Consider the following 6,000-nt stretch of genomic DNA (forward strand, 5'->3'; position numbering starts at 1 on the left):
TATACAGCTTAAAGATACGCCAGAAGTGATAAATGCTATTCGCGATTTTGTTAATGCGGAAGTAGTAATAACGTATAGACAACATGAATGGATGTATCCTCCGTATATGGTCACACTGCGCTTTAAAGCTGGTCAAGTGGTCCATGTAATGCCTGACGAATGGTTGGTATACTCAGACGATCTGTGGTGGAGAACATACAAGGATGGAGCGTTTAAACAACGGTACGAGGAGGGAGAATATGGACAAGGAAAAAGTTATTAAAATGCTTATAGACTACAGATCTTATGAATTCGCTGTAAGAAATATAGAATCAGGTTTAGGTTCATCAGGACCATTGATGCCAATAAACATGAAAAATCACAGGCTAATGAGGGCAGGTGATTGGGATTATAGACGATACTCGCTGATTGTTAAAATGATTAAAGGCGCAGTTGATGAAGTATTATCTGATAACGAACGAATAGTAATAACACGTAAATATTTGGACCAAAACAAAAAGTCTATCAAGGAAATAGCGCATGAAGTGCATCGGGATCGTGGGACAGTGGCTGCTTGGCATACATCAGCATTAAAACAACTGATAAATGCGTTAAAACCATTGGACGATGAAATTGAACATATCGAGAACTTTGACCACATGTTTGATAGGGACGGACAGTTTCGATATCCCGCATAAATCCAGCATAAAACCCGCAAATTATTCCCCCAAAACCCGCACGGGAACGGGTATAATAGTAGTATAGGAAATATGCGATGGGCAACGGTAGCTAAATGCGCAGTCGCTGTCCACGCTGTTTCTTCAAATGATATCTGTACAGAGAGGGTAACGGATAACCGTTGCTCTTTTTGTTTTATGACAATGAGGAGGATGAAAATGGGATTAGTAAAGATGACGAATGGATTGCTTACTGAAAAATATACTACTGTGCATCACGAAAAGGATTATCAATTCAACGCACCACACTATTTCGAGGTCCATGATCTAAGCGGAAATGTGATCGGAAAGGTTCATTTCCAGGAAGGGCCAATCAAAGAAAATGGAGTGAATGGAGTTGCCAATGAAGATTTGATCAATATGGTTCTCCGACGATTGGAAGGATTCCAAAACAGTGACTACCGATGCCGGGAGAATGCAGTTGCAATCACGAAATTGGAAGAATCATTGATGTGGTTGCGTAAACGGACTATGGGTCGTGAAGCTCGTGGAGTAGAAGGAACACATACAGTATAGAGCGCCTACGGGCGCTTTTGTTTTTGCCGAAGGCCATCGAGTCGAACGAAATACTTAGCGAAGCGGAGGCCGTATAGAGGGTTTTCCTATAAGGAGGGATACAGTTGGCAAAATATCGTAAAAAGCCAGTAGTGATTGAGGCTATTCAGTTCAAAGTGATCAAAGATATACCATGTAAGCATGGAGCGGCCGAGGAACACAACAGTATGGATATAGCCGGGTTTATGAATGTTCCATTTCTACGAGTGTCTACTGCACCAAATGGAACACCAGAAGGCAGGACATACATCGAGATTGAGACGCTAGAAGGAACAATGCAAGCGGATTTAGGTGACTACATCATTCGAGGTATAAAGGGCGAGTACTACCCATGTAAGCCAGATATATTTGAGCAGACGTATGAAGCAGTAGAATAACACATCCCGTAATCTAAACCCGAAACACCGAGGGGTGACGGTAAAGTAAGGTACACGGGAATATGCAATAAATGATAATATATGTGGCAAGGAGATGATCGACATGGAGAATGTGTATACAGTTGAGTTTACTTTTGAGGAGGCGCGAGAATTGACGGGTCAAATTGTCGAAAATATCGCCAGAGACGAACTATATGGACGTTTGAAAATGGATCAAAAGAAAACAGAAGACTACGAAATAGTTAGCCGCAAAGATGAAGAACAAGGAAAATACGTGTTCACAGCAATTCGTAAATGATAACAAACGATATGAGTTTAAAGGTCGCCTTGTAGGTGGCTTTTTTTATTGCTTTAAGTTAGGAAGGGAAACAGGAGCATGATTCTATTACTATGTATAGGTATCTGTTACATCGCAGTAAGCTTTATGTTTGATCTAAGGGAGTTCCCGTGGTACATGAGGATAGCCATTAGGATAGGCTGGTTACCGGGATGTATAGCGTTGATGATGGCGCTACAGTGTTACAGTTGGTTTGGAGAGAGGAGGTAGACACATGGCAGAGCTGAGACCGCAAATTATGCTATTTGTGAACGAGTATCTAAAGAATGGTAACAATGCGACTCATGCTGCAATAGCTGCTGGATATAGTGAGAAAACAGCATCAAGTCAAGGAAGCAGATTGTTAAAGTCTGTTGAAGTTCAACAATATCTTAACAGAACTGAACAGAACCTTAACAAGGACTTGCGAATGATGTTTGCTGATGACGCTGTTAAGGCGCGAGAAGTTATGTTAGAGATAATGAATGATAAGACTGCTCAGCATAAGGATAGATTGGTTGCAGCGAGGGATTTGCTCGATAGAGCTGGATATAAACCAGTAGATAAAATGGTTGCAGATGTGCAGGGCGAGGTGAATCACAATCATGAGTACACTGTCGAACAAATCATCACAACAGACCCAGACAGTGCAGAGCTTCTTAAACAGCTATGGAAACGGCAAGCCAGTACCACTCAGTAGACAATGGGAGATATTAGCCAAGCATGATTTTAGCTTTTTTATCGACTTTGACAGTGAGGGCAGGGATGCAGAGGGCAAACACTTGGATGTGCTTGATAAGGCGCTTATGGATGTGTCTGCTGGCAAGATCAAGCGATTGATTGTCACGATGCCACCGCGTCATGGTAAATCAGAGAGGGTGTCCAAGAAGTTCCCTGCTTGGCACATTGGAAGGAACCCGAATGATGAAATCATCCTAGCATCCTATGCGCTGTCACTGAGCCGGGACAATAACCGGATTGCACGAGACACCTTTGTAGACCGTGAATCTGTGTTTGGCGTTAAGATATCATCTGCCCGTCAATCCGCCGAATCATGGGGCATAGATGGATATCGCGGTGGTGTGAATGCTGCTGGTGTAGGCGGCCCTATCACTGGTAAGGGCGCACGCATAGCTATTATTGATGATCCACTTAAGAACGCTGAGGAAGCCAACAGCGAGGTTATACGTGAGGGATTATGGAGTTGGTACACATCAACACTGTACACACGTTTAACGCCTGACGGGCGCATTATAGTCGTTATGACGCGATGGCATGAAGACGATTTGGTAGGTAGGTTACTCAAGAAAGAATCTGACGAGATACGTGAAGGAACACATAAGGGCGAGCGTTGGACGGTAATCAACTTCCCGGCACTGGCTGAGGATAATGATTACTTAGGCCGAGAACCTGGAGAGGCGCTTTGGCCTGAATTTGGCTTTGATGTTCCGCGTCTCGATCAGATTAAATCGGACGTTGGCTCATATGTATTCAATGCCTTGTACCAGCAAAGACCAAGCGCGGCAGGAGGTACGATCTTTAAGCGGAAGCACTTCCGGTATTTCCGTGAAGAGACTGAGCACGTCATAACCAAATATTTTATCGTTGGCGAGAAACGATACGAAAAGTCGCGATGCAAAGTATTCCAGACGGTTGACACTGCAAACAGTGAAAAGACCATCAATGACTACTTTGTCGTCACGACTTTTTATGTTACTCCAGACAATGACATATTGATTTATGACGTGTACCGGACGCATATCACAGGTCCTGACCAAAAGCCGCTGATGAAGGAGCAGAACTATCGCTATAAGCCAGCGTTCCAAGCGATTGAGGATAAGACCTTTGGCACCAACTTGATACAAGAAATGACCCGTGAAGGCATGAGTGTGATGCCGATCAAAGTGGACAAGGACAAGGTTACTCGTAGCTTACCGATAGCTGCACGTTATGAGGTAGGCAAGGTTTATCACCGCGAGGATGCGCCATGGTTGACTGACTTTGAGGATGAGCTATTGAGTTTCCCACGTGGTAAACATGACGATCAGGTGGACACAATCTCCATTGCTGGGGAACTGGTGCATACGATGGTGTACAACGATACGCCTTGGGCTGCTATACCGGAGGGCAAAGGGAACAGGGATTTTGATGCTGACGACGATGATAGAGACGGATCAAGCGCAGAAACATTCTGGTGAGGTGAGACGATGACAGACATACAGTTTATAGCTGGTGTATTTACAATAGGCATGTGTGCGGCTGGGATGCTTGTATACCGCATTACAAGGGTGCAACAAGACACGATAAGAGACTTGACCAATAAATTGATGGCTAAGGACTACGGGGAATATAAAGCGTATCAGCAACCTGTAGTAGTGGATGACAAGCCAAAGCGCAAGCCCCTAAGTTACCATGATGATCCTGACATTGTAGACGAAGAAGAAACAAGTCGCCACTAGCGGCTTTTTATTTTGCATGAAAGGGGTGATGCACAGTGTCAACAGTACTAGAGAAGGCTAAGAATAAATTTGCTGGAATATTTGGCATTGAAGAAGATAAGCCGTCTGTAGAGCCTATCAATACACCGCAGCAGCAACAGATAGTGGCGATGGTACAGAGAGATTTCGACGAGTTTAGGTCTAGTAGACAGTCAATAGAAGCGCATTGGCAGGAAGAACAACGATTCTACATGGGTGATCACTGGCACGGGCTACGAACAGAAGCTGTATCCCGTAAGCGTCCAAATAGCGTAGACAATATTATCTACAGTCAAGTGGAGTCTATTGTCGGCAAGCTTACTGGTTGGGCACCTTATCCTGACTTCCAAGCACAGGAGGAAGGTGACGAGCAAAAAGCATCTGACTTAAACGACTATATGCCGTATGAACTCAGGCAAATTAAGTTCAAACAGAAGTATATCCGGGCGATTCGGCGGATGGTTATTCATGGTCCGCTGATATTCAAAACCATCTATGACCCTACGGTTGAGGGTGGGCGTGGACAAAACAGATTCACGGGGCAAAACGATATAATTCCAGTGGACTTAGGGACATTTTTCCCAGACCCAAGGGTTAAAGATTATATTAACTTGCAAGAAATGGGCGCTATTATCGTTAAAACCAGAAAGACGTTGGAGTATTTCAAAGAGCGTTTTCCTGCACAAGGGAAAAAAGTGAAATCTGATGAAGATACGGATGACATTGAAATATTCAATCATGAAGGTGTAAGCAGCGAGGGCTTTAATCGAGACTATGGAGCCAGCTACGGCACTGGGTTGGAGAAGTCGCAAACTGCTGGATTACTTGAATACTGGTATCGTGGCTTACCTAAGATGGTGAGTGCCGATGATAGAGAGATTTTCCGGGAACAGGCTGAGAAAAAGTTAGAAGAGGGCAAAGACCCATCAGAGTCCTACGCAAAAGCAGAAGGCAATATGGATGGAGTACACTGCATTTACATAAGTGCAGATGGTGTTTTTCTTGAGCACAAAGCCTATGTATACGATCATGGCAAATATCCGTTCACAGCCCGTACTTTGTTTCCTGATGAACGTAATATATCGGGTAAAGGGTTTGTTAGGGACATGATCAAGCCTCAGATTATGCTTAACAAGTTTGCTGAGCTTGCCGTTTCTACAATGGCTAAGCAGGGCGGCAGCGGAATAATGTATGAAGAGGGCGCCATTATCAAACCAAACACTTGGAAAGAACAACGGTCAATTGAGGGGGCTATGCTTCCTACAGCTCACGGAGCAATATCAGGCAACAAAATTAGAGAAATGCAAGGTGTTGATGTTCCTGCTACTGTGCTTAACATGCAGCAATACTATCTGCAAATGCTTCAAAAGATACCTGGGCAGTTTGATAGCGCGAATGGTCAGGCTAGCAGTGATGTAAAGTCAGGCGAACAAGCTAAGTCCCTTATGGCAGCAGCTAGCACCCGGCTAAACACTGTTACAGACACTATCGAAGAAGCGTTGCAAGACATGTACGAGCAGTACATCGAGCTAATGGCTCAGTTCTATACGGAAGAGCGT

General features: G+C 44.2%; 8 protein-coding genes. All 8 read left to right on the plus strand.

The annotated features are described in order from the left end of the window. Window positions 1-239 precede the first annotated feature (239 nt). Complete coding sequence (locus WG8_RS03230) at window positions 240-677, plus strand: sigma-70 family RNA polymerase sigma factor (RefSeq protein WP_007428650.1); 438 nt, start codon at window positions 240-242, stop codon at window positions 675-677. Between the two features lie 198 nt (window positions 678-875). After that, a complete protein-coding gene (locus tag WG8_RS03235; protein ID WP_007428651.1) occupies window positions 876-1,232 on the plus strand; it encodes a hypothetical protein in 357 nt (118 codons plus the stop codon). A 104-nt stretch (window positions 1,233-1,336) separates the two neighbouring features. Further along, window positions 1,337-1,648: a hypothetical protein gene (locus tag WG8_RS03240; RefSeq protein WP_007428652.1), complete on the plus strand. Its 312-nt coding sequence runs from the start codon at window positions 1,337-1,339 to the stop codon at window positions 1,646-1,648. A gap of 103 nt (window positions 1,649-1,751) precedes the next feature. After that, on the plus strand, window positions 1,752-1,946 hold the full coding sequence (locus WG8_RS03245) for a hypothetical protein (protein WP_007428653.1): 195 nt from the start codon (window positions 1,752-1,754) through the stop codon (window positions 1,944-1,946). A gap of 253 nt (window positions 1,947-2,199) precedes the next feature. Further along, window positions 2,200-2,664: a terminase small subunit gene (locus WG8_RS03250; RefSeq protein ID WP_007428654.1), complete on the plus strand. Its 465-nt coding sequence runs from the start codon at window positions 2,200-2,202 to the stop codon at window positions 2,662-2,664. Then, window positions 2,570-4,162: a phage terminase large subunit gene (terL, locus tag WG8_RS03255; protein WP_157136302.1), complete on the plus strand. Its 1,593-nt coding sequence runs from the start codon at window positions 2,570-2,572 to the stop codon at window positions 4,160-4,162. The genes WG8_RS03250 and terL overlap by 95 nt, the downstream gene beginning before the upstream one ends. 9 nt (window positions 4,163-4,171) lie before the next feature. After that, entirely contained in the window at window positions 4,172-4,423 is a 252-nt protein-coding gene (locus tag WG8_RS03260; protein WP_007428656.1) for a hypothetical protein, read from the plus strand. Window positions 4,424-4,458: 35 nt separating this feature from the next. Beyond that, on the plus strand, window positions 4,459-6,000 hold a 1,542-nt coding region (locus WG8_RS03265; RefSeq protein ID WP_007428657.1), incomplete at its 3' end, for a portal protein.

The organism is Paenibacillus sp. Aloe-11, from assembly GCF_000245715.1.
GTDB lineage: Bacteria > Bacillota > Bacilli > Paenibacillales > Paenibacillaceae > Paenibacillus > Paenibacillus kribbensis.